Annotated in this window: 17 protein-coding genes, 2 tRNA genes and 5 pseudogenes; 16 read left to right on the top strand and 8 right to left on the bottom strand. The window is 58.6% G+C overall.

The features are described from left to right. Positions 1-2: 2 nt before the first annotated feature. Positions 3-923: an alpha/beta fold hydrolase gene (locus JUI81_RS26915; RefSeq protein WP_204125375.1), complete on the top strand. Its 921-nt coding sequence runs from the start codon at positions 3-5 to the stop codon at positions 921-923. Here the strand turns inward: JUI81_RS26915 and JUI81_RS26910 are convergent. From JUI81_RS26910 to JUI81_RS26895, 4 genes are read right to left on the bottom strand one after another with little or no spacing between them, the layout of a single operon-like run. Then, positions 900-1,364: a response regulator gene (locus JUI81_RS26910; RefSeq protein ID WP_018928998.1), complete on the bottom strand. Its 465-nt coding sequence runs from the start codon at positions 1,362-1,364 to the stop codon at positions 900-902. The genes JUI81_RS26915 and JUI81_RS26910 overlap by 24 nt on opposite strands. Further along, entirely contained in the window at positions 1,361-3,688 is a 2,328-nt protein-coding gene (locus tag JUI81_RS26905; protein ID WP_204125374.1) for an ATP-binding protein, read from the bottom strand. The genes JUI81_RS26910 and JUI81_RS26905 overlap by 4 nt, the downstream gene beginning before the upstream one ends. After that, complete coding sequence (locus JUI81_RS26900) at positions 3,685-4,335, bottom strand: response regulator transcription factor (RefSeq protein WP_019578748.1); 651 nt, start codon at positions 4,333-4,335, stop codon at positions 3,685-3,687. Before JUI81_RS26900 ends, JUI81_RS26905 begins: the two co-directional genes overlap by 4 nt. Then, positions 4,332-5,516, bottom strand: coding sequence for a sensor histidine kinase (locus JUI81_RS26895; RefSeq protein ID WP_204125373.1), 1,185 nt, complete (start codon positions 5,514-5,516; stop codon positions 4,332-4,334). The genes JUI81_RS26900 and JUI81_RS26895 overlap by 4 nt, the downstream gene beginning before the upstream one ends. Positions 5,517-5,688: 172 nt before the next feature. Here JUI81_RS26895 and JUI81_RS26890 point away from each other — a divergent pair, with 172 nt between their 5' ends. After that, positions 5,689-6,207, top strand: coding sequence for an SgcJ/EcaC family oxidoreductase (locus JUI81_RS26890; protein ID WP_019578750.1), 519 nt, complete (start codon positions 5,689-5,691; stop codon positions 6,205-6,207). A 216-nt stretch (positions 6,208-6,423) separates the two neighbouring features. On the opposite strand, the gene JUI81_RS26885 is transcribed toward JUI81_RS26890, so the two are convergent. Then, positions 6,424-7,350, bottom strand: a complete 927-nt coding sequence (locus JUI81_RS26885; protein WP_172901185.1) for a bifunctional 5,10-methylenetetrahydrofolate dehydrogenase/5,10-methenyltetrahydrofolate cyclohydrolase — start codon at positions 7,348-7,350, stop codon at positions 6,424-6,426. A 528-nt stretch (positions 7,351-7,878) separates the two neighbouring features. Here JUI81_RS26885 and nirB point away from each other — a divergent pair. The 5 genes and pseudogenes from nirB (at position 7,879) to JUI81_RS32310 (ending at position 13,042) form a co-directional block, all read left to right on the top strand. Beyond that, entirely contained in the window at positions 7,879-10,440 is a 2,562-nt protein-coding gene (gene nirB / locus JUI81_RS26880) for a nitrite reductase large subunit NirB (RefSeq protein ID WP_204125372.1), read from the top strand. Further along, on the top strand, positions 10,440-10,826 hold the full coding sequence (nirD, locus tag JUI81_RS26875; protein WP_204125371.1) for a nitrite reductase small subunit NirD: 387 nt from the start codon (positions 10,440-10,442) through the stop codon (positions 10,824-10,826). The genes nirB and nirD overlap by 1 nt, the downstream gene beginning before the upstream one ends. A gap of 31 nt (positions 10,827-10,857) precedes the next feature. Next, positions 10,858-11,298 carry a CBS domain-containing protein gene (locus tag JUI81_RS26870; protein ID WP_204125370.1) on the top strand — a complete coding sequence of 147 codons (441 nt, stop codon included), beginning with the start codon at positions 10,858-10,860 and terminating at the stop codon, positions 11,296-11,298. Between the two features lie 130 nt (positions 11,299-11,428). Beyond that, positions 11,429-12,184 (top strand): annotated as a pseudogene (locus JUI81_RS32315) (MCP four helix bundle domain-containing protein); the annotation flags it as partial. Next, positions 12,179-13,042 carry a methyl-accepting chemotaxis protein gene (locus JUI81_RS32310; protein WP_374707276.1) on the top strand — a complete coding sequence of 288 codons (864 nt, stop codon included), beginning with the start codon at positions 12,179-12,181 and terminating at the stop codon, positions 13,040-13,042. The pseudogene JUI81_RS32315 and the gene JUI81_RS32310, both read left to right, overlap by 6 nt. 30 nt (positions 13,043-13,072) lie before the next feature. Here the strand turns inward: JUI81_RS32310 and JUI81_RS26860 are convergent, their stop codons facing one another. Then, positions 13,073-13,846: an L-iditol 2-dehydrogenase gene (locus tag JUI81_RS26860; RefSeq protein ID WP_204125369.1), complete on the bottom strand. Its 774-nt coding sequence runs from the start codon at positions 13,844-13,846 to the stop codon at positions 13,073-13,075. Positions 13,847-14,107: 261 nt separating this feature from the next. Beyond that, positions 14,108-15,418 (bottom strand): sugar ABC transporter substrate-binding protein, encoded by a 1,311-nt coding sequence (locus JUI81_RS26855; protein WP_204125368.1) that lies wholly within the window; start codon positions 15,416-15,418, stop codon positions 14,108-14,110. Between the two features lie 301 nt (positions 15,419-15,719). Here JUI81_RS26855 and JUI81_RS26850 point away from each other — a divergent pair, with 301 nt between their 5' ends. The 4 genes from JUI81_RS26850 to JUI81_RS26835 all read left to right on the top strand — a co-directional run bounded on the left by JUI81_RS26850 (position 15,720) and on the right by JUI81_RS26835 (position 18,062). Beyond that, entirely contained in the window at positions 15,720-16,622 is a 903-nt protein-coding gene (locus JUI81_RS26850; RefSeq protein WP_204125367.1) for an AraC family transcriptional regulator, read from the top strand. Between the two features lie 241 nt (positions 16,623-16,863). Continuing rightward, positions 16,864-16,937, top strand: a tRNA-Cys gene (locus tag JUI81_RS26845). 195 nt (positions 16,938-17,132) lie between these two features. Then, a tRNA-Leu gene (locus JUI81_RS26840) sits at positions 17,133-17,219 on the top strand. A gap of 162 nt (positions 17,220-17,381) precedes the next feature. Next, the gene (locus JUI81_RS26835; protein ID WP_204125366.1) at positions 17,382-18,062 is read left to right on the top strand and encodes a tyrosine-type recombinase/integrase; all 681 of its coding nucleotides are present in this window, start codon (positions 17,382-17,384) and stop codon (positions 18,060-18,062) included. Positions 18,063-18,830: 768 nt separating this feature from the next. Here JUI81_RS26835 and JUI81_RS31905 read toward each other — a convergent pair. Next, positions 18,831-19,017 (bottom strand): annotated as a pseudogene (locus JUI81_RS31905) (chitin deacetylase); the annotation flags it as partial. Here JUI81_RS31905 and JUI81_RS32305 point away from each other — a divergent pair. From JUI81_RS32305 to JUI81_RS32025, 5 genes and pseudogenes are all read left to right on the top strand, one after another. Then, a pseudogene (locus tag JUI81_RS32305) lies at positions 19,012-19,104 on the top strand (hypothetical protein); the annotation flags it as partial. The pseudogenes JUI81_RS31905 and JUI81_RS32305 sit on opposite strands and share 6 nt — an antisense overlap. Positions 19,105-19,216: 112 nt before the next feature. Continuing rightward, positions 19,217-20,032, top strand: a complete 816-nt coding sequence (locus JUI81_RS26825) for a TolC family protein (protein ID WP_374707275.1) — start codon at positions 19,217-19,219, stop codon at positions 20,030-20,032. Positions 20,033-20,089: 57 nt separating this feature from the next. Beyond that, positions 20,090-20,734: pseudogene (locus tag JUI81_RS26820) on the top strand (HlyD family type I secretion periplasmic adaptor subunit); the annotation flags it as partial. 185 nt (positions 20,735-20,919) lie between these two features. Continuing rightward, positions 20,920-21,303 (top strand): hypothetical protein, encoded by a 384-nt coding sequence (locus JUI81_RS26815; protein WP_204125365.1) that lies wholly within the window; start codon positions 20,920-20,922, stop codon positions 21,301-21,303. A gap of 11 nt (positions 21,304-21,314) precedes the next feature. Further along, positions 21,315-24,179: pseudogene (locus JUI81_RS32025) on the top strand (cadherin-like domain-containing protein); the annotation flags it as partial. Positions 24,180-24,327: the final 148 nt, after the last annotated feature.

Raw genomic sequence — 24,327 nt, 5'->3', positions numbered from 1 at the left:
AAATGATGCCGAAAACTGCCATCGTCGAGATTGGTAAGAAGTACAAGGTTTATACCGAGCACTATCTCAACGCCGCTGCTGACAAGACCATCATTCTGGTCAATGGCTCACTGGCAACGACCGCATCCTTTGCGCAAACGGTGCGTTACCTGCGGCCACGATTCAATGTGGTCCTCTACGATCAGCCCTACGCCGGTCAATCGAAACAACACAACCTGCATGACCAACCGATCCGCAAGGAAGACGAGGCCGAAATACTGCTGGAGTTGATCGAGCACTTTCGCGCCCAGCATGTGCTGTCCTTTTCCTGGGGCGGTGCGGCGACCTTGGTAGCGCTGGCCCAGCGGCCCCGCCGGATCGAAAAGGCGGTGATCAGTTCATTCGCCGCGCGGATCAACACGCCGATGCGTGAGTATCTGGAGAGCGGGCGGCACTTTCTTCAGGCCTGCGATCGACGCAATGTCGGGCGTTTGATCAACGGAACGATCGGCAAGCACCTGCCGTCGCTGTTCAAGCGTTTCAATGAGCGCCATGTCAGCAGCCTGGATGAACATGAATATCGGCAGATGCATTTCCACGTCAATGAGGTGCTGACCCAGGACACCCACTGCTACGTGTCTTGTGCCGATGCCATCGAAGTCCCGCTGCTGTTTATCAATGGTGAATGGGACGAGTACACCTCGGTGGAAGACGCCCGTCTGTTTGCGGCACATACCCGCAAGGCGCAGTTTCAGACCATCGAGAACACCGGGCATTTCCTCGACATGGAACACCCCACGGCCTGGCATGACACGCAGCGAGCCTTGCTGGGCTTTCTGCAGCCGGCAGCCGTTAGGACGCCGAGCCAGCCACGCAACCTGGCTTTCAGCGGCAAATCGTCAGTGATTCCGCCCCTGCAATCAGCTAACTGGCTGCGGCCTTAACTGACGCAGCAACTCGATTTGATCCGCAGGGACCAGCGTGCGCAGGGCTTTATACAGTGCGCGGGTCTCCAGCAGGTTCCAGACCCGCAGCATGGTTTCCAGGGCGTCCAATGGCTTGCTGATGAAGTCCTTGGCGCCCAGGGCCAGCGCGCGTAGGCGGGTATCGCGGGTGGCGTCGGCGGTGAGCACGAGGATCGGCAGATATTCGCCGGCTGGAATGCGCCGGTTGAGCTGTTCGAGCACGGCAAAGCCGTCGAACTCCGGCATGTGCAGGTCGAGAATGACCAGGTCTGGCTCGAAGCTGTTGAACAGGTCCAGGGTTCGCAGCGGCTGGGTGCTGCTCAGTACATTGGTCAGTCCTTCGCGGACCAGCAACTGCTCCATCAAATCGAGGTTGGGTCGTTGGTCGTCGATGATCAGAATGCGCAGGTCGGTGTTCACACGGGCTCCGGTAGGTGCTGGTCAAGGTGGGCAAGGAATGAAGGAATGTGAATTGGCTTGGTCAGCACCGCGGTCGCTCCTGCTTCCAGCAAGGCCTGTTGCGTGAGGTCGCTGGCATCGGCGGTGATCATCAGCACGGGTGTGGCGCGGGTGCTGGAGGACAGACGCAAGCGTTGCAGAACGTTGAAACCATCAAGATCCGGCAGCGCCACATCCAGCAAAATCAGCTGCGGTGCATGTTGCCGGGCCAGGTCCAGGCCCATTTGCCCCTGCATGCTTGAGAGCAACTGGATGTGTGGCCGTCGTTGCAGCAGGGTTTCGATCAGGGCCAGGCTCGACAGATTGTCTTCGATGCACAGCACTTTGCCCTGGTAATCGGGGGCGGCGAGGGCGGGCGTTGCGGTTGGCGGGCTGATCAATGCCGCAGGTGGCTCAGTGGTTGACGGCAATCGCTCGAAGGGCAGTTCCAGGGTGAAACTGGAGCCGTTGCCGGGCTGGCTTTTGACGGTCAGACTGCCGTTCATCATTTCCAGCAGACTCTTGCTCAACGCCAGGCCGAGGCCCGTGCCTTCCACGTTCGGGTCGGTCTCCAGGCGCTCGAACGGCTTGAACAGTTGGTCCTGCCGATCAGCTGCAATGCCCTTGCCGGTATCGCAGACCGATACCGCAATTCGTTGTTGATGAACCCTGACCTCAATGTGCACCTGACCCTGGGGCCGGTTGTATTTGATCGCGTTGGACAACAGGTTCAGCAGCACCTGAACCAGCCGTTGCCGATCGGCGACGATCCCGCTGTCGGCGGCCAGCATCGGCAGTTCCACCAGTCGAATGCCGGCGTCGCAGGCCATGGGCGACACCAGCGTCAGGGCTTCTTGCAGCACCACCGCCAAAGGCACGGCTTCAACGTTGAGTGGCAGGCGCCCGGCCTCGATCTTGGCGATGTCCAGCACTTCGTTGATCAGGGTCAGCAGGTGTTGCCCGGCTCGCAGGATGTGACCGATCTGCGCCCGCTGCCCTTTGGGCGAATCCATATCCAGCAGTTGCGCGAAGCCGAGAATCGAGTTGAGCGGAGTACGCAGTTCGTGGCTCATGCGCGACAGAAACTCGCTTTTGGCGCGGCTGGCGCGTTCTGCTTCTTCCCGCGCAGTACTTAGCGCGATCTCGGCAACACGGCGATCGGTGATGTCGCGGGTGATCTTGGAGAACCCGCGCAGGGCGCCACTGCTGTCGTACTGCGCAGTAATCACCACACTGGCCCAGAAGCGGCTGCCATCCTTGCGGCAACGCCAGGCCTCTTCCATGTAATGACCATTGCGTGTGGCCTCGCGCAGTGCCATGTCGGGATGCTGCGGACATTCTTGCGGCAGATAAAACACCGAGAAATGCTGGCCGACGATCTCTTGTTCGGTGTAGCCCTTGATCCGTTCGGCGCCGGCATTCCAACTGGTGACGAAGCCGCGTGTGTCGAGGGCGAAAATACCGTAGTCCTTCACCCCATCGATGATCAGCCGCAAGCGTTCTTCGTTGTCGCGCAAGGCTCGTTCACGTTCGGCCAGCAACAGCCCGGCCTCGACCAGGCGCGTGCCCAATTGACCGATCTCATCGTTCTCCGGCGGTTGCGGCAATAACGGTTGACCGAGTGCCAGCCGTTGGGCGTTGCCCTGAACCTGCTGCACCCGTGCGACGATGCCTTTGGACAGAAACAGCACCGCGACAATGGCGCCGAACAGCCCGCAAACGGCGGCCAGCAAGGTGGAGAACAACAGACGTTGTCGAGTGGAGGCCGCCGCTGCGGTGCGCTCGGCCAGCAGGGTGTCCTCAAGCGTGCGCATGGCGCTGATACGTTCGCGTAATTCGTCGAGGACATGTTTGTTGTTGATCAGGATTGTGGTGATCGACTCTGGGGTTGCGTTGCGATCATCGAGCAGTTCAACCAGACCTTCGACCTTGGTGTCGATCAGCGGCGTGATCGCCTCCAGATGTTTACGCACCCGCTGATCGCGAACGTTGCGGTCGAGCCGCTGCAGGGCCGATTCGATCAAGGGCTTGGCTTGCCGGTAACCCGGCAGGAAATCCTCGCGATGGGTCAGCAGATAGCCGCGCACGCTGGCGGCGGCCTCGGCGAGCAGGGTGTGCACCGCCTGAATATCGCCTTGCACCAGCAGCACGCGGCGCACGTCCTCTTCCGCGCGCGCGGTCTGTCGTTCGGTGGTGTAGATCAGCACCAGCGAGAGCAACAGAATCACCAGCGGCAGGGAAATCACCACGAGGGCTTTGCCGCGTAACGGCAGATCGGCCCAGCGGCGGGCGTTTGAAACCTTCATGCCTGGGTCACCAGACCCAGCGCAATGCCACGCACAGCGGCCTGGGTGCGGTCGGCGGCACCGAGTTTGCCGATGACCCGTTCCACGTGGGCTTTGGCCGTGCCGGTGGTGATGCCGAGCTTTGCGCCGATTTCACGGTTGCTCATGCCGCTGGCCACCAGCCCCAGCACCTGGCGTTCCCGTGGGGTCAGGGTTACGGGGGCGGCGCCGCTGGCGTTGCGCTCGGTCAGGCGGCGCAGCAACTGCGCGCTGACTGAACTGTTGAGGGCCTGCTCGCCGGCAGCGACACGTTGCAAGGCGTCGATCACTTCGTGGCGACTGGCATCCTTGAGCAGATAGCCCACAGCACCGGCGTTCATGGCGGCTTCAAGGTGATCGGGGCTGTCGTCCATGGTGAACATCATCACTTTCAGGCTCGGCAGACGCTCTTGAAGCAGGCGTGCGGCGCCGAGCCCATTGAGCACCGGCATGCGGATATCGAGGATGACGATGTCGGGCAAAAGCCGTTCACATAAATCCAGTGCTTGCTGGCCATTGCACGCCTGGCCGACCACTTCGAATTGCGTCAGGCCGGCGAGCAACGAGACGAAGCCGGTGCGCGTGACTTCATGGTCGTCCGCGACCACCAGTCGTATAACGTCAGTCATTGAGGGGTTCCATTCAGGCCGGAGGGGACGGTGGCGCGCAGTTGCGTTCCGCCGTGGGCATGGCTGATGCACGAGAACTCACCGCCCAGCAGGCTCGCGCGTTCCTGCATCGCGGCAAGCCCCAGGTGCCGGGCGCCGCAGGTGTCGAGGGGTTGTTCCATGGCAAAGCCCTGGCCGTTATCGTCCAGCCGCAGCGAGGCGTGTCCGTCATGCAGTTGCAGCGCCAGCACGACGTGGCTGGCCTGCGCATGTTTGAGAATATTGTTGATGCCTTCCTGGGCGATCCTGAACAGGGCGATCTCCACCTGGCTGGGCAAACGTGCTTCGCAACGCGCATTCCAGTTCACTTTGATCCCCGCCTCGCGCAGGCGATCGGCCTCTTTGTCGACCGCTTTCAGCAAGCCAAAGTCGTCGAGCACCGTCGGACGCAGGCCACGGATCAATTGCCGGCCTTCACCGACGCAATGCTGGGCCAGTTGAAGAATCGTCTGTAAGTCCGCACCGAGTTCGTCGGGCAATGGTGGGCAGCGGCCGGCAAAACCTTGCAGGCGCTGATGCAGCCCGGCGAGGGTTTGTGCCAGGCCGTCGTGCAGGTCGTAGGCCATGCGTTTGCGTTCGTCTTCCTGTGCCCGGAACAGTCGGTGGACCAGATCGGACATGGTGCGCTCGCGGGTCACCAATGCGTCGAGCAAGCGCTGGTTTTCCAGGTGCGCGGCGAGCAGGGTGGCGAGCAATTGCAGGGATTCGAGGTCTTCGGTGTCCGGTGCGCTGATGCTGACGCTGTTGGCCAGCACCAAAGCACCGAAGGCGGCACCATCGCCACCGCGTAAAGGCACCCGCAACACATTGGGCAGATCCGCGCTCGGCTGTTCCTGCCATTGCGGTGCGCACATCGTGGTGTCGGCGAGGTGCTCGAGGCTGTGCAAACGATCACGGCTGCCTTGACTGGCGGTGGTCCGGACCTGCGCATCCATGTCCCATTCCAGCAGTAGCGCATGGTCCATCGCCAGGAAGGCGCAGGCCCGTTGCAGCACCCGTTGGCGCATGGCCTCGGGAGCCAGTTGGGTCAGCTCCTGGCCAGTATCCACCAGCAGCCGCAGCCGCGCGGCGCGACTTTGCGACTGCCGATATTGAGTGCGAATGGCCAGGGCGCTACCGGGGTCATGATCAGGGGTTTGCATGGGGGCAGGTTCCGGCGCGGGTACGCCCGTTCGGGCAGGGGCGTCATTAAACCTTGTTAGCGGGGCAGGGCGCTATCTGCCGAATGGCATAGGCAAATGGCTCCGGTTGGCCGATGGCGGGCCGCGTTCCGGGCGGCACAGTGTGCCCATCGACCATCATTGGAATAGCGCAATGAAATTCAAGACCTCGACTATCGCCCTGTTGTTCGCCCTGACCACCCCGTTGGCTCAGGCGTTGGAAGCGGTGCCTTACGTTTACAGCAGCGTGGCGCAGCAACCGACCAGCGCGAAAGATCGTGAAATCGCCGCCCTGTTTGACCATTGGAACAGCGCGTTGAAGAGTGGCAATGTTCAGAGCGTGGTCGACCTGTATGCGCCGAACGCGGTGCTGCAACCGACGGTTTCCAATCAGGTGCGCACCACGCCGGCACAGATCAAGGACTACTTCGATCACTTCATGGCGCTCAAGCCGGTAGGGCAGATCAACTTCCGTGAGATCCGCCCATTGGGCGCCAACGTGGCCATGGACAGTGGCGTCTACACCTTTACGTTGACCGAAGCCGATGGCAAGACCCGCCAGGTGCAGGCGCGCTACACCTTCGTTTATGAGCAGGTGGGCGGTCAGTGGAAGATTCTCAACCACCACTCTTCGGCGATGCCGCAAACGCAGGTGTTGCACGCGGGGAAATAACGGACCTGATCGACACGGTCCAAATGCTCACAATCCATGTAGGAGCGGGCTTCTGTGGCGAGGGGGCTTGCCCCCGTTCGGCTGCGAAGCAGTCGCAAAGCTTTTGGGGCCGCTTCGCGACCCAACGGGGGCAAGCCCCCTCGCCACAGAGGCCCGCTCCCACAGGTTTCGCATTACCGACACGGCCCACTTTCAAGTGGGCCGTGTGCGTTGTGCTCAGTTTAACGCCAGGTCGTCTTCGGGCTGCTGCCCGCGAGCCTGTGCCGCGCGTTGCAAGCGGCTGGCGATCAACGTGTTCTTCAACAGATAGGCAATGGTCATCGGCCCGACGCCACCGGGAACCGGGGTGATCGCGCTGGCGACGGTGCGGGCGCTGGCGTAGTCGACATCGCCCACCAGACGGTTGCCGAACTCGCTGGTGATGCGGTTGATGCCAACATCGATCACCACCGCACCTGGCTTGAGCCAACTGGCGTCGATCAACGCTGGCCGGCCCACCGCCGCGACCACGATATCCGCCAACCGGCACAACGCCGGGGCATCGACGCTGCGCGAGTGCACCACGCTGACCGAGCAGTTAGCCTGCAACAGCAAGGTCGCCATCGGTTTGCCGACAATGTTCGACCGGCCGATGACCACCGCGTGCAAGCCGCTCAAGTCATCACCGCAGGTTTCGTGCAACAGGCGCATGCAGCCGCTGGGCGTGCACGGGGTCAGAACCTCGAAGCCTTGCACCAGTCCGCCGACGTTTTCCCGGTGAAAACCGTCCACGTCCTTGATCGGGTCGATGGCATGAATCACTGCCTGCTCATCGATAGAAGCCGGCAAGGGCAGTTGCACCAGGATGCCGTTCACCGTGGGATCGGCATTGAGTTGTGCAATCAGTTCCAGTACCTGGGCCTGGCTGGCGGATTCCGGCAGGCGGTATTCAAGGGAGCGGATACCAACTTCCTTGGCGCGCAGCAGTTTATTGCGCACATACACGTGGCTGGCCGGGTCGTCGCCGACCAACAGGACCGCCAGGGCGGGATAAATCTGCTGATGGGCCAGGGCCAGAACCTCTTCCCGGACCTCGTCGAGGACCTTGGCAGAAATGGCTTTGCCGTCGATATCGCGGGCAAATGTGGGGGTGCTGCTGATCAAGAGAGTCACCGTTGTCTTGATTGAATGGGGGTGAAGTGATCATCGCGGCGTCTTCGCGCGCCGATGATCCATCAGAGACATGCAGGCAAGGGTGCTCAGGCTATCAGGTGAGGGCAGGCCAATACCACCGCAACACCGGAAGATCAGACACGCAAACGCACTTTTATGAAGCCCGTCGCGCATGGTCTGCACTATGCCAAGGCAAAAACCGAATCATCCCGATGTTCAATCACCCTGAAGGGGAACCACGTCAAACCCCGATAAACCCTCACTGAAGCGGCGTTTCGAATACGTCGAACCGCAACTGGCACAATCGCTGCATTACATCGATCAAAGGTCCACACAGTGGGCCGCCCCGTCGATCAACGAAGATCGACCGGCCGAGCAGGTCGTGGGCAACATCGGTGGATCAGGCGAAGGCGCCAGGTCGAACACCGCGAAGAACAGGCAAAGACGCCTGAAACCGAGAGGTTTCAGGCGTTTTTTTTTGCTTTTTTATCCGTGATTGGCTTTGGCTGGGTGCTTACTATGAATTCCAATGTTGCCGCATTGAACAAACTGCAAACGCTGATCGTGATCGGCAATGGCATGGTCGGACATCATTGTGTCGAGCAGCTCATCGAGCGCGGCGCCCTCGACCACTACCGCCTGCATGTCTTCAGCGAAGAGCCGATGCGTGCCTACGACCGTGTGCATCTGTCCGAGTATTTCGGCGGTCGCGATGCCGAGTCGCTGGCCCTGGGCGAAGCTTCTCTGTACCAGACGCCGGGCGTCACCCTGCATCTGGGCGTGCCGGTGCTGGAAATCGACCGCGCCCGGCGCCAGGTGATTACCGCGCAAGGTTGCGTCGCTTACGACAAATTGGTTCTGGCCACCGGCTCTTATCCTTTCGTGCCACCTATTGAAGGTGCCGAAGGCGACTCGCGCTTGGTGTATCGCACCCTCGAAGACCTCGACGCGATTCGTGCTGCTGCGGCCAATGCCCGGCGTGGTGTGGTGGTCGGTGGTGGCCTGCTCGGTCTGGAAGCCGCCAACGCCTTGAAAAGCCTGGGCCTGGAAGCCCATGTGGTGGAATTCGCCCCGCGCCTGATGCCGGTGCAACTGGACGAGCAGGGCGGCCTGGCGCTGAAGGCGCAAATCGAGCGGCTCGGTGTGAGTGTGCACCTGTCCCGTGGCACGCAGTCGATCATTGCCGGTGAGCAGTACCGTTACCGGATGAATTTTGCCAATGACGAATTTCTCGAAACCGACCTGATCGTGTTCTCCGCCGGCATCCGCGCGCAAGACGCATTGGCCCGCCAATGCGCGCTGGACATTGGTGCTCGCGGCGGCGTGGTGATCGACGACCAGTGCCTGACCAGCGACCCGAACATCTACGCCATCGGCGAATGTGCCGCCTGGAATGGCAGCCTCTTCGGCCTGGTCGCCCCCGGTTATCAGATGGCCCGTGGCGTCGCGTCGCTGCTGTGCAATCAAGCCGCCGAGCCGTTCCAGGGCGCCGATATGTCGACCAAGCTCAAACTGCTCGGCGTCGACGTCGGCTCCATCGGCGATGCCCATGCGCAGACGCCGGGTGCGCGCAGTTATCAGTTCATCGATGAAGCGACGGCCAGTTACCGTCGGCTGGTGGTGGATGCTGACAGCAAGCGTGTACTCGGCGCAGTGCTGGTCGGCGACAACAGCTATTACGACACCCTGCTGCAATACATGCAGAACGGCATTGCCTTGCCGCCGGAACCGGCCAGCCTGATTCTGCCATCGTCCGCCGGTGCACCAACCCTGGGCCCGGGCGCGTTGCCCGAGTCGGCAACGGTGTGCTCGTGCCATAACGTCACCAAGGGCTCGATCTGCTCGGCCATTGATGGCGGCTGCACCGACCTGGGCCTGCTCAAGTCGCAGACCAAGGCGTGCACCGGTTGCGGTGGTTGCGCGGGGCTGCTCAAGCAAGTCTTCGAGCATGAACTGATTGCCCGTGGCGTCAGCGTCGACAAGAGCCTGTGCGAACACTTCGCCTACACCCGCCAGGAGCTTTATGCGCTGGTGCGGGTAGAAGGGGTGATCACTTTCGAAGAACTGCTGGCCAAGCATGGCCGTGGACACACCGGTTGCGACGTGTGCAAACCGGCGGTGGGCTCGATCCTCGCCTCGTGCTGGAACCAGCCAATCATGGACGCCTCGCTGGTGCCGTTGCAGGACACCAACGATACCTTCATGGCCAACATGCAGAAAAACGGCACCTATTCGGTCGTGCCGCGCATTGCTGGCGGTGAGATCACCGCCGACAAACTGATCGCGATCGGCGTGGTGGCGAAGAAATACGACCTCTACACCAAGATCACCGGTGGCCAGCGGATCGACCTGTTCGGCGCGCAGTTGCATCAGTTGCCGGACATTTGGTCCGAGCTGATCGAAGCCGGTTTCGAAACCGGGCACGCCTACGGCAAATCGACCCGTACCGTGAAGTCTTGCGTGGGCAGCACCTGGTGCCGTTACGGCGTGCAGGACAGCGTGAAAATGGCCCTGACCCTCGAAGATCGCTACAAAGGCCTGCGCTCGCCGCACAAGCTCAAGTTCGCGGTTTCTGGCTGCACTCGTGAATGTGCCGAGGCGCAGAGCAAGGATGTCGGCGTGATCGCCACCGAGAACGGCTGGAACCTCTATGTGGCCGGCAACGGCGGCATGCGCCCACGCCACGCCGAGCTGTTCGCCACCGACCTGGACGATGCAACCCTGATCCGTTACATCGACCGCTTTCTGATGTTCTACATCCGCACCGCCGATAAATTGCAGCGCACCTCGGTCTGGCGCGAAAGCCTGGAGGGCGGCCTGGATTACCTCAAGGACGTGATCATCAACGACAGCCTGGGACTTGGTGCGGAACTTGAGTCGCAGATGCAACTGGTGGTCAATCGCTATGAATGCGAATGGGCCAATGCCCTCAAGGATCCGGAAAAACTCAAGCGCTTCCGCACCTTCGTCAACGATAAACGCCCGGACCCGGACATCCATTTTGTCCAGGAACGCGGTCAACGCCGGCCGATCATGGCCGCCGAACTCAACCTTATCCCTGTCACCGAGGAGAATGCCTGATGAGCCAGTCCACTACCCAGCGTGTCGAGGCCCTTGCCACCGCGGCCAATGCCCAAGCCTGGCAGGCGGTGTGCAGTCAGCAGGATCTGGTCAGCAATTCCGGTGTCGTCGTTTGGCTCGACGGCGCTCAGGTCGCGCTGTTCTACCTGCCGCAGGCCGAAGGCCGCACCCTCTACGCCATCGACAACCATGATCCGCAATCCGGCGCGAACGTGATTGGCCGCGGATTGATCGGCAGTCTCAAGGGGGATCTGGTGGTGGCGTCGCCGATCTACAAGCAGCACTTTCGTCTTGAAGACGGCAGCTGCCTGGAGTACCCCGAACAGCGTCTGCGGGTGTGGCCGGTGCGTCTGAACGCCGGCGTCGTGGAAGTCGCGGCGGCTTGACCGTCGCCCTGAACCGTATCGGAGAACGTTGATGAAAACAGCCGCACAGTTGCTCAAACTGAAGATCGTGCAAAACCAGCAGGTGCACAGCATCGCACCGGATCAGATGGTCCTCGACGCCCTGAAAATGATGGCCGAGAAGAACGTCGGCGCGCTGCCCGTGATCGAACAAGGGCAGGTGGTCGGCGTCATCAGCGAGCGCGACTATGCGCGCAAGGTGGTGCTACAGGGGCGTTCTTCGGTCGGCACGCCGGTGCGCGAGATCATGAGCGCGCCGGTGGTGACTGCCGACAGTTTGCAGAGCATCGAGCGCTGCATGGAGGTCATGACCGACAGTCATTTGCGCCATCTGCCGGTGCTGGAGGGCGGCGAATTGATCGGGCTGCTGTCGATCGGCGATCTGGTCAAGGAAGCCATCGTCGAGCAGGCCGATTTGATTCGGCAACTGGAGCACTACATTCGCGGGCATTGAGTCCGCGCATACCGTAGGTCGAAAAAATCGGCTTGCGTGGAAATAAGCCTAAGTAACCGGTTGGAACAGTCGATAACCCCAACAGTAGGCAATTAGCCGACCACGCACCTGCTGACAGGGGAACCATCGAGTGTCCATAAAATTACGTTTGATTTTGCTGATAGGCACTGGCTTGCTCACCGCCCTGATCTTGAGTCTGGTCAGCTATGTGGGCAATACACGGATGGCTGAAGCGGTGAGTGACAATGAGGTCAGTATGACCGCGCTGCGCAACCACCTCGAAGCCGACATGATGCACGATGCACTGCGCGCCGATGTGCTGTCGGCGATGCTGGTAGGGTTGGGCAAGAGCCCCAGCAGCAAGGCCGAGGTGCGCAGTTCACTCAATGAGCATGCCGCGCATTTTCGCGAGATGCTCGGTGACAACCTCAAGCTGCCGGTCAACGACACCCTCAAGGCCGCGCTGGACAAGATCAAGCCAAGCCTCGATACGTACATCAGTGCCGCCGAGCGCATTGTCGGGCTGGCGCTGGATAATCCGGATTCCGCACAACAGCAACTGGGTACGTTCAATAACGCGTTCAGCCAACTGGAAGACCAGATGGCCACCCTCAGTGAGCTGATCGAAACCAACACTCAACAGACCAGCGCGGGCACTCGGCAAACCATCAGCAGTGCCAACTTCACCCTCGGCGCCGTACTCATTGCCAGCTTGTTGCTGCTGCTCGCCCTGGGACGCTCGGTCATCCTGAGCATCATGGGGCCGTTGCAGATCGCCAGCCGGATTGCCGACAGCATCGCCCATGGCAACCTGAGCGAGCCTATCGTCGAGCCCACCCGCAAGGACGAAGCCAGCACCTTGATTCGCAGCCTGGCAACCATGCAGCGCGACCTGCGCGGCATGATCGAAGTGGTTCGCAGCAACGCCCACGGCGTAAGCGGCATGAGCCAGCAGTTGAGCAGCGGCTGCCATCAGGTCGCGGGCAGCAGCCAGCAGCAAAGCGTTGCCGCCAGCACCATGGCCGCGGCGGCCAGCGAAATGACGGCGAGCATCGAAGAAATCACCCGGCATGCCGAGCGTGCACTGAACATGGCCAATCAGGCCGAGGAACTGGCCAAGGACGGCGGTCGGGTGATTCATCAAGTGGTCAGCGACATGGACGGGATTGCCCGTTCGGCGCAGCAGTCGGCCCAGGTGATCCGCACCCTGGACAAGGAGTCCGAGGGGATTTTCAGCATCATTCAGGTGATCAAGGGCATCGCCGATCAAACCAACCTGTTGGCGCTTAACGCCGCCATCGAGGCCGCCCGTGCCGGTGAGCAGGGCCGTGGTTTCGCCGTCGTCGCCGATGAAGTGCGTAGTCTGGCGGGCCGCACCAGCGCCTCCACCCAGGAAATCGCCGCCATGGTCGCGCGCATCCAGCAAAGCACCCGCGAGGCGGTCAGCAGCATGGAGGCGGGCGTCGCGCAGGTCGACAAGGGCATGGCGGTGACTGCCGACGTCGAGCGCGCCATCCGCGAAATCCTCCAGGCCACGCTCAGTACCACAGAATTGGTCAATGACATCAGCCGCACAATCGGTGAGCAGAGCCTGGCCAGCAACGAAATCGCGCACCAGGTGGAAATGATTGCCGGCATGTCCGAAGGCAACAGCAAGGTGATCAACCAGACCGCCTCGACCACCGATGAACTGTCCAGCCTGGCCGGACAGCTCTCGCAGTCGGTGGATCGGTTTCGCCTTTGAGGCATTGGCTGGCCCTGTAATTGGGGCCAGTCAGCTCATCCAGTTACCGCCATCGACGTTATAGGTCTGCGCCACGATGTAATCGCTTTCGGCCGATGCGAGGAAAATCGCCATGCCGACAAGGTCATCCGCCGTGCCCATGCGTCCATACGGCACTTCCTGTCCCGCCAGTTTTTTCTTTTCCCCGAGCGGCCGGTTTTCATAGCGGGCAAACAGCGCGTCGACGCCGTCCCAATGCTCACCGTCCACCACTCCCGGCGCAATGGCATTCACGTTGATGCGATGGGAAACGAGGTTGAGACCGGCCGATTGCGTGAGGCTGATCACCGCCGCCTTGGTCGCGCAATACACCGCGACCAGCGCTTCACCGCGCCGCCCGGCCTGGCTGGCCATATTGATGATCTTGCCGCCGTGGCCCTGGCGGATCATCTGCTTGGCCGAGGCCTGCAGTGTGAACAGGGTGCCGGAAACGTTGATCGAGAACAGCCGTTCGTAGCTGTCGCGAGAAATCTCTGTGATCGGTGCGAGATCAAACAGCGCCGCGTTGTTGATCAGGATGTCGAGCTTGCCTGTGGTGGCGATCACCGTGGCGATGGCGGCGTCGATGGATTGCTGATCGGTCACATCCATCTCGACTGCATAAGCATTGGGCCCCAACTCGGTTGCCGTGGCTTGGGCACGTTCCAGGTTGATGTCGGCGATCGCGACCGTAGCGCCTTCGCGGATATAGGCTTGCGCGAACGTCCTGCCTATTCCTCTGGCGGAGCCGGTAATCAGGGCACTTTTTCCTTCTAGACGTTTCATTGTTCCCATCCAATCGTAAGAGCTAAAGAGTTGCCCAATCGAGGGCGTCAAAACCAGTCGTTAGTCTGCGAAAAAAACCTGTAGCAGCGGGCTATGTGGCGAGGGGGCTTGCCCCCGTTCGGCTGCGCAGCAGTCGTAAACCGGACACCGCGTTGCTGACTAAAGATCGCGGTGACTGGTTTTAGGGACGCTTTGCGACCCAACGGGGGCAAGCCCCCTCGCCACATAAGCTCGCACCCGCAGTGATTGCGCCACGCCGTGCTACTTGGGATAACCGGCGCGCTTCATCTCGCGTTCGGTGCTTTGCTGCGCAGAGGCCAGGGCCTGTTCCACTGGCATCTGCCCGGTGAGCGCCGCGGATACCAGCTTGCCGACCGACGTGCCAATCGCCTGGAATTCGGGAATGGTCACGTACTGAATACCGACGTAGGGCACGGGCTGGACTGATGGGTGCGCCGGGTCGGCGTTCTGCATCATTTTCAGCGTGACACCGGCGAAGGGCGCCGCCTGCAAATAGGCATCGCTGTAGGTCGACATGCGGGTGCCCGGCGGTACATTGCTGATGCCATCCGTCTCGGCAACCAGTTGGATGTATTCCCTGGAGGTGGCCCAGGTCACAAAGGCTTTGGCGGCTTCCTTGTGTTTGGATGTCGCCGGGATGGCCAGTGACCAGGCATAGAGCCAGGACGAACCCTTGTCGGTGACTTCTGTTGGCGCGGCGACGAAACCAACATCATTGGCCACCTTGCTTTGCGTTGTGTCGGTGATGAACGAGCCGGCGACGCTGGCATCGACCCAGATTGCGCATTTGCCACTGTTGAACAGGGCGAGCGTCTCGTTGAAGCCATTGCTCGACACACCCGGTGGGCCGTACTGCTTGAGGGTGTTGATGTAGAAGTTGGCGGCGGCAGTCCATTGCGGCCCGGTGAGTTGCGGCTGCCACTGTTCATTGAACCAGCGCGCGCCAAAGGCGTTGGACATGGTCGTCAGCAGCGCCATGTTCTCACCCCAGCCGGCCTTGCCGCGCAGGCACATCCCATACTGTTCTTTATCCGGCTGGTGCAGCTTGCCGGCGAACTCGCCGAGCTGCGTCCAGGTCGGGTGCTCGGGCATGCTCAGGCCGGCGTTCTTGAACAGGTCGGTTCGGTAATAGGTGACGGTGCTTTCGCCATAGAACGGCAGGGCATAGAGCGTGTCGTTGACCGATAACCCTTGGCGAACCGCAGGGAAAATATCTTCGAGGTCATAGCTGGCGGGCAGGTCCTTTATTGGCTCCAGCCAATGCTTGGCGCCCCACAAGGGTGTTTCGTAAGTGCCGATGGTGAGCACGTCGAACTGGCCGCCCTGAGTGGCAATGTCGGTGGTCAGGCGCTGACGCAACACGTTCTCTTCAAGCACCACCCAGTTGAGCTTCACGTCGGGGTGCAGCTGTTCGAAAGTTTTGGACAGTCGCTGCATGCGGATCATGTCGCTGTTGTTCACGGTGGCGATGGTCACCGTTTCACCCGCCTGGCAGAGCAGGGCAGAGCACAGGCCGGCGGACAGAAAAAGTGCGCTTGGAATGATCTTCATCGTGATCTCCGCTCTGCGCCTTGGGCGGCAGAAGCTTTATTGTTGTTGTAATCCACGAGGCGGGTCATAGCCGCACCGGGATGACCACAGAATTGCAGCTACCCAAGCAGCGAACAAATGAATGGCATACGCGCCGCTGATACTTTTTTGACCGTGGAAAAAAAGTATCAGTGGGCTCCATGTAACGCGCTAGGCGCCGGGCGTCGTTAGTGCGAGTCTCATGTCAGCGTCCCGAGACTTCGACCCGTCCCGGGCTTCGCGGTACCTTGATAAAACCAACAAAAACGGAATCGCCAGGGTGATGAACCATCACGTAACCGCAGACAAGCCACCAGCGCTTGAAGTTATCCTCAACGAGCCCCAGCACAGCTTTCGTTGGTACGAACACGACTATCCCTTCGACCTGGCGCGCTGGAACCATCATCCGGAGTTCGAGATCCACTTGATCCGCGAAGGCAGCGGTCGGCTACTGGCTGGTGACTACATCGGCGTATTCGAAGCCGGGCATGTCGCCCTCATCGGCCCGGGCCTGCCTCACGACTGGATCAGCGATCTGGGCAAAGGCGAGGTGATTACCGGCCGTGACGTCGTGTTGCAATTCGATGGCCAGATGCTGATGCAACTGCGCGACAAGGTCCCGGAACTCAGCGAGTTACAAAGCCTGTTTCGCCAGGCGGCGCAGGGCATCGAATTTCATGGCAACACCCGCAAGAAGGCGGCCCGACTGCTGGAAGAGATCGGCCAGTGCCAGGGCTTGCAGCGACTGTGCCTGTTCCTGTCGTTGCTGCAACTGCTGGCATCGGCCCCCGACAGCGAGAGACAGCCGCTCGCCAGCCTGCAATACGCGCCCATGCTCGACGCATTGACGGCTCAGCGCATGAGCATTGTCTTCGGCTACATCCTGAACGACCTCGCTGACGAGTTGCGGATGTCGGTCATCGCCCAGCGCCTGGACATGAACGAGCCGGCCTTCTCCAAATTCTTCAAGCGCGCCACCGGCCATACCTTCGTCGACCTGACGCGCAAACTACGAGTCCAGCGCGCCTGCCGTTTGCTGGCGCAAAGCAGTTTCAGCGTTGCCGATATCTGTTTTGAGGTGGGGTACGCCAACTTGTCGAATTTCAATCGGCACTTTCGCCATGAAATGCACGAGACGCCCACTGAGTATCGGCAGCGGTTGCAGCGCGCATCTTGCGGTGGGTAGCGCTTTCTGTGGCGCTGAAGTGTTAGTCTCGAAAGCACCTGGGTAGTGGCGTTAGCGCATCTTGAATTATTTTCTTCCAGTTCTTGACATGCCTTTCGAACCAGTCCAGAATTGCGTCCATTCCTGATTCAGGAACACGAAAACCCCTTAGATTTCAAAGGGTTGGAAGCTAGATTAGAATCTTGTTTCCAGATACGAGTTTACACGTTTGATGTTGTGCTACTGAACATCAGATGTTTGAGGCCGAATAGCAAAATGGTTATGCAGTGGATTGCAAATCCACCTACGCCGGTTCGATTCCGACTTCGGCCTCCACTTTAAACGAGCTCCGTAGATCCATGATCTACGGAGCTTTTTTATTTTTGCAGTCCTGCAAGATTTAGTCTTGAAAAGGGGATTTGCGAACTTGCTTCACCGGGGCGGGATGTATATATTTCCCCCTCTGTTGCACAAGCGTCAGAGCTGCCAGATCGTTATTTGGACAGTCTTCAGACTGCTTACCGCGCTACCGCCCGAATGGCGAAACTGGTAGACGCATGGGACTTAAAATCCCCCGCTCGTAAGGGCGTGCCGGTTCGATTCCGGCTTCGGGCACCAATAGTATGATTTCAGATGTTCCCGTAAACACCTGAAACCCAGATAAACCGGCCTTATTAGCCGGTTTTTTTGTGTCTGAATATCCCTCGTATGTTCCTGTACAGCCCCACGATTTAGGTACACGTTTAGTTATATATCGGTTCGATATCGAGGCGTATACCTATGGCGCGCACCGTAACCCCTCTTACTGACCCCAAATGCGAGGCCGCCAAACCCCGCGCAAAGAACTACACCCTGTTCGACGGGCAAGGGCTTTTTTTGCTTGTAAGGGATCACGCGGTCAGGGTGTTGAAAGAGATCGAGGTCGATCTTTTCCCCATGCTGGGCAAACGCCTCGAACGGACACCAATCGAGGGCGTCAAGAGGTCGCACCGAGGAGCAAAGATGGGGACTCCACACCTTGTCCCGTTGTCACGCCAGACGCTTGAAGTACTAGAGCAGAGACGCCGGTTTAGCGGGCGTTTTGATCTGGTGTTGCCGGGCGATCACTACCACTGGCGGCCAATGTCGGAGAACACCGTAAACAAGTCACTGCGCCGCATGGGGTACGACACCAAGATAGAGATTTGCGGGCACGGTTTCCGCACTATGGCCTGTTCCGCGTTGGTCGAGTCCGGCCTGTGGTCGCGTGACGCGGTTGAACGGCAAATGAATCACCAAGAGCGCAACGGCGTGCGTGCGGCCTATATCCACAAGACAGAGCACCAGGAAGAGCGTCGACTGATGATGACGTGGTGGGCTGACTATCTGGATGCCAACCGGGAAAAGCACATCACGCCCTACGAGTTTGCACATAAGGTCGGTATTGACGAGCCCAGAGCTCTAGGGGCGGTGGGCACGTGATAAAACCTGACATGCTGTCGATCATTGAAGCGCACCTTACGCAGTGGGACTGCGGGGAAAGTGAGTGCACGCGGGAGTTTCTGGCCGGAGTCATCCTGCGCGCTGAGATTACACAAGAGCCAATTGATATTGACCTTGCATTTGAGATGCCTTGTCAAGCTGGCTGGGTGGGCCCTTGACTGCTTGGTAAAAACCACCGGGTACAGTCCTGACTGGTTTGAGTCATTGAGCGATTGTCAACACATGAGGTTTTCCCGCTTCGGCTTTCATCTGCCCGAATATGTCTGCTCGCTGCTGGATGTCCGATCATCTTGTCTATCGGTACTCGGTCATATTAAGGAGTCGCGGCAATTTCACCCGGGCGGCCATGCCGAGTGTGCTGTTGAGGAAGTTCGGGAGCTGATCAAACGATTAGAGTCACTGGAAAAGGCGGTTAAGGAGCTCCATTGGTTGCAAAAGGACCTGCACTCCACCGTACAAGCTGAAAAAACAGTCAGGTCTGAGACCAAGCAAAAACACAGGCAGAAGATGGAGACGGCCCGCATAGCGCCGGTTGCCTCCAGGAGTTGCAAAGCTGTAATTGCGTGGGGATAGGGAAGAACCAGTTCGCTTTGAGATACGGATAGCCGTTGCAAGTCAGCCAGTGTCATTGGGATATCCTTGTGTCATGCGTTCGGTGTTGGGCGTGGAGCCTGATTAGTTTAGGAGGAAAAGGCCTAGCCGACTGAGCGCGTATACAGACTATCAATGCATCACTGTATCTACCATTCAGGCTGGAAATTGGGCTATCCAGTGCCTGGCAATTTCTTCGCCGGCAGATCCATACCGCGTCGTGGCCTTGCACTTAATCGAGAAAGCGCGCCAGCGCCATCGCACGACCAGGATGGCCACTGATCCGCCCATGCAGACCCACGCTCATCATCTTCGGGTATTGCGTGCCCTCCTGCCACAGCAGTACTGGGACCCGAGCCGGGTCAAGCTCGACAACCTGATTTTCGCCATCAACACCGACGCCTCGGTGCGCGTGCAGAAACTCAAGGCCAACACTTGGGCTTGAGTGCTTGATCTTCGACGCGGTCTATCTTAGTTTCGACGCCCCATCGGGGCAGCTGCCGATTTTTCGCTGCTTTCGCGTCATTCAAAAGGATTTGTTCATGAGTCGCGCTCAACGCGTTCTGTTGTTCGCTTGTCTGTTCCCTTCGTTCGTTTTTTCCGCGCCGACAGCTGAGCGGGCCGAGCTGATGGCGGTCTATCGTCAGGCCGTTTTGCATAACTCCGACCTGGCGGCAGCCCGTGCCGATTACGCCGCGCAACAGGAATTGCTGCCGCAGGCACGGGCCAACCTATTACCCGTGATCAGCACCGGTGCCACGTTTGAAGCCACTCGCCTGTCGCGTGACGAGCCAGGACTTGAACGGGTGCGTAGCGGCAATACGATCCAGGCCAACCTGAGACAACCCTTGGTCAGCGCTGCATTCTGGTATGAATTCAAGGCTGCCAAGGCCAGCATTGTACAAGCGGCCCTAGAGTTGTCGGCCAAAGAGCAAGCACTCGTTCTGCAAGCGGCGGAGGCCTATTTTGAAATACTGCGTGCCACGGATGAGCTGGCAGCTTCGGAAGCTGAGGAGACCGCGCTCAAGCAACAAATGGATCAGGCGCAAGCACGTCTGAAAGGTGGACTGTCGAGCATCACGGATGTCCTGGATGCTGAGTCTGCTTTCGATAATGCCCAAGCCAATCGCCAACTGGCGCAGCGCAAGGTCGAAGACGCTTTCGAGCAATTGGTGCATTTGACTAATCAACAATACACCAGCATCGAGGGCATGCAGCATCAATTGCCGGTGTTGGCACCGATTCCGAATGATACGAAGTTGTGGGTAGAAGGCGCTGTCGAGCAGAACCTGATGCTATTGGCGAGCAACTATGCCGTCGACGGTCGAAGCGGTGGCTTCCTATCGCAAGGGCGATAACGACAGTTTTGGTTACAGCACCCCGACTGATTTTGGTCGCGATGGGTATCGTGGAAGGAGCGGGACATGGCTGTGCAGCAAGCGCGCGTGATCGAACTCAATGCCAGCCGCAAGGAAGCCGAGCGCCGGCGCCAGGGCATTCTTGCCCAGACCCGCCGGGCAATGCTCGATTTGCAGCAGCAATCGGAACAGAAGGCGGCGGCGTTGGCACAAGAACTCAAGAAGGCGGAACAACGCGATCACCTGATGAGCCTGACCGCGCCGGTGGATGGCACCGTACAGCAACTGGCGATTCATACCGTGGGCGGTGTAGTGACGGCGGCCCAGCCGCTGATGGTGGTCGTGCCCAATGACCAGCCGATGGAAGTCGAGGCCATGCTGGAGAACAAGGACGTCGGTTTTGTCCGCCAGGGCCAGCCTGCCACGGTGAAAGTTGAAACTTTTACCTTCACCAAATTCGGCACGGTCGAGGGTGAAATAGTCAGCGTTTCCAACGATGCGATCGAAGACGAGAAGCGTGGCTTGATCTACAGCAGCCGCATTCGCTTGTTGCAGGATTCCATTCTTGTTCACGGGAAAAAAGTGCCTTTGTCTCCCGGGATGTCGGTGACGGTGGAAGTGAAGACGGATCGCCGGAAGGTGATTGATTATTTCCTGAGTCCGTTGCAGCAGTATGCGGGTGAGAGTTTGCGGGAAAGATAGAATCGGTCACGCTGCATATTATAGATGAGCAATCGTAGTGTTGTTGAGCTTTCTTTAAAGGACTGGAGGAAGGCTGATGGAAGTTCTAATGGATATGCTAAAGGTCATTGCTCACAGCATGAATGTCGTTTTTTTTATTGAGTTTGGTGTTGGTGTTTGGTGTTATGGCGAGGCATGAGGTTTAAATGGATAGGGTAAGAGATTTTTTTGTGGATTTTGATATTTATATTTATATCGTCTTGGTATTAGTTGGTTTTATTTTTATGAGGGTCAAGCGCAAACAGGCATCGTTCATATTCGTTTGGTTTATTAGCTTTCCGCTGACGATATATTGTTGTTTTGTTTGGGCTTATGGGCGCTGGGGGCGAGAGTGGTTGAGTCCTGAAATAGTTGTTTTTGAGCTTTTAGCTTATTCCCAGATCGGGTGGGTAGGGGGGGCGTGTACTCTGGTGGGTGGGCGTATCAAAGCGAATGTGGTAAGAAAAATTGGATTGTGGATTTCTATCGGTTCGGTAGTTTCTCATGGCTTGTTTATAATGCTAATGCTGATTCTAGGGTCGGGTAGCTGAATATTTAATGGATGAATCAAAGGGAACGGATTATGTCTTTTAGTAAGTCAACACTTGAATACCTTCAGTCTATGGCAGACGAAGCAAACGAAATATCGAAGGCCTTGGGGGTGGACGACGTAACTGCTCAGGGCATGCTGGGAGCCATAGGAGAAGAGTATGAATCCCTAGGGTTTAAAGATGTTGTGCAGGCTATAACAGTGTCAGGCGCTAGTCATGAAGAGCTTAAGGCTAATTATGAAAGTGTCTTGGCTGATCCAGATTTGCTTAAAGAGATTGTAGGTGCAAATGATGTGCGTCAAGGAGTTATAAAATATTTTAATCCGGTTTTGAATGATGTTGGGCCCGGCAATATAAAGATACTGACCGCTATGAAATTGTTGGGGGATTATATGGAGAGTAATCCTGGTTCGGATCCGCTTGGTATAAAAAATTATGCTCAGGATTATGGGCGATTAGTTAAAGATCTTGGGGATGAGAAAAATACGCTGAGTCTAAAGTTTGCCGGCCTTATGCTGGTGGAGGCAAATGAATTTTATTCGGTTAAGGCTGCTTCCGCATGGGCTGGATACGATCAGGACACCAAAGATGCGATTTTAATTACTTATTATAATAATGGTGAAGAGTGGGCTGTCGGGAAAGCTGAACAGTTTTTTTCAGAGTTTCCGGATGCTCAATATGCTCCAAAGCCAGGCGGAGGTACCAGCGGTGGACAGGTCTATCTTGAGAACGCCGAACAAATAAAAAAATATATAGGTGCCACGCCTATACCCTCCGTCAGCGATAACTTCTTCAACCTCAATATCAATACCGCTGGTGCGGTGGTTGAGAAAGGCGCAACAGATCACGAGCAAAGTGCCGCACAAGTGGCAGATGGATTGGTCCGCAATGGTGGTGGTTGGGCGATCACCTATGATCCAAACAAACTGAACGTCAATCAGATGCAGGGTAGTTGGGTCAACAACACCTTTGCTGCTGCGGCGACGCAGATTCTCGCCGATGGTTACCGGCCGGGTAACGCGAACACCGTCAAGGAAGTGTTCGATTTCAGCCTGCGCGGTGCCAGCAACGGTATTTCATTTGGCAGTAACTCAGGGCAAGCAGGCGCATGGCTCAACTCCGGTAATGCCCAGGCACGCCTGACGCTTCCAACTGACCCGCTGGTGCTCGATCTCAATGGTGACGGCGTTCGGTTGACCGATTATCTCAGCAACCCGGTGCTCTTCGACGTCGACAATGATGGCGGCAGCCTTGAGGAAACCGGCTGGGTCAGTGCGCAGGACGGCATCGTCGTTGTCGATCGAAACAACAATGGCAAGATCGACAACATCAGTGAAACCCTTTCCGAGTACTTCGGTGGGGCGGCGGGCGCGGGTGGAAACACGGGAGAAAAGCCTTTTGCCAATGGTTTTGCCGCGCTGAAAAGCCTCGACAGCAATGGCGACAACCTTTTCGATAGTCGTGATGACGCCTGGTCCAGCGTGAAGGTGTGGGTCGATGCGAATCACGACGGTAAAAGCTGGGTCGATAGCAACGGCAACAATGCCGTCGATGCCGGGGAGACCAGCGAAGTTCGTACCTTGAACGAGCTTGGCATTACCAGCATCAATCTCGCCAACACTGTGCAAAACGGCGAAGTCCGCGATGGCAATGAAGTGTTGGCCCGTGGCACGTTCGTGCAAAACGGTATCAGTAAGGAAGCGATTGCGGCCAATTTCCTGGCCAACCCCAACGGTCATACATTCAGCGCCAGTGGCAATGGCACGATCGTTTCGACTCAGGGCGGGGGCGAGGTAGCCCCGGTCAGCGCTTATGCTTCTTCCCCTACATCAGGGGAAACCATTGATGTCGCGCAAAAGGGCGTCAGCAATGCCAGTGGTGGCGTGGGTCGTGACGTCCTGCTTGGCGATGCCGGAAGTAACTGGTTGGCCGGCGGGCAAGGCAGTGACAGCTTCCAGGCGGGGGCCGGGGACGACGTGCTGTTGATCGACGCCGATGATCTGGCGATCAATATCCACGGTGGTGCCGGTACCGATATTGTTCAGGTGATTGGCGACCGAGGTGTCACCCTCAATCTGACCGAGGCTGAAATCGAGATCGCACAGGGCGGCCGGGGTAATGATGTTTTTATCGCCGGCGGACACAGCACGGTCTATATGCGCGGTGGTGACGGTGATGATGTCCTGGTAGGTGGGTCGGCCAACGATGCCTTATCCGGCGAGGATGGCGATGACTTCATCAACGGCGATGCCGGTAATGATGTCCTGCGCGGTCACCGCGGGCGAGACCAAGTCATGGGCGGGGAAGGCAACGATCTGATCGATGGTGGTCTGGAGGACGATAACCTGAGTGGCGGCGCTGGCGACGATGTTCTGATTGGCGGCGAGGGTGACGATACGATCAGTGGCGGTGACGGTGTAGACGTCATCGAGTTGTCCGGCGATTTTAGCGATTACCGCATTACCCGGACCGCCGAAGGCGTCTGGATCAGCGATACCGTGGCGGGCCGCGATGGTACCGACTTCTTGCAGAACGTCGAGAAAGCCAACTTCAAGAACTTGAAGCTGGTGGAGATCCCGACCGCGACCAGCGAGGGCATGGAGAATGCGCTGCTGGTCAAGGATGTCCTGGGCAAGGACAAGAACGGTGTGGCGTTCGAGCGCACCAGCGCGCACTTGATCGGCAAGGAACAACTGCTGCAGAACGACATCGATTGGCAGCATGACGCGTTGCACATCACGGGTTTGTTCGATGTGGTGGGCGGAACGGCCGTCGTGACCCAGGCCGGTGACGTGCTGTTCACGCCGGACGCCACCTTCACCGGCATCATGGGCTTCAAGTACACCGTGGCCGATGCCAAGGGCAACGAAGCCAGTACGATCGTCAACATGGGCACCGGCGAAAGCGCGACGATGCGGGCCGCTGTCTATCTGAAAACATCGGACCTGCCCGACGATCCGCTGGTGACCGATCAGTGGTACCTGTCCCAGGCCAATATCCTGCCGGTCTGGAAGGACTACACCG

The organism is Pseudomonas sp. 008 (genome assembly GCF_016861935.1).
In the GTDB taxonomy this organism is placed as follows: domain Bacteria; phylum Pseudomonadota; class Gammaproteobacteria; order Pseudomonadales; family Pseudomonadaceae; genus Aquipseudomonas.
This window is presented reverse-complemented; position numbering and strand designations above follow the sequence as displayed.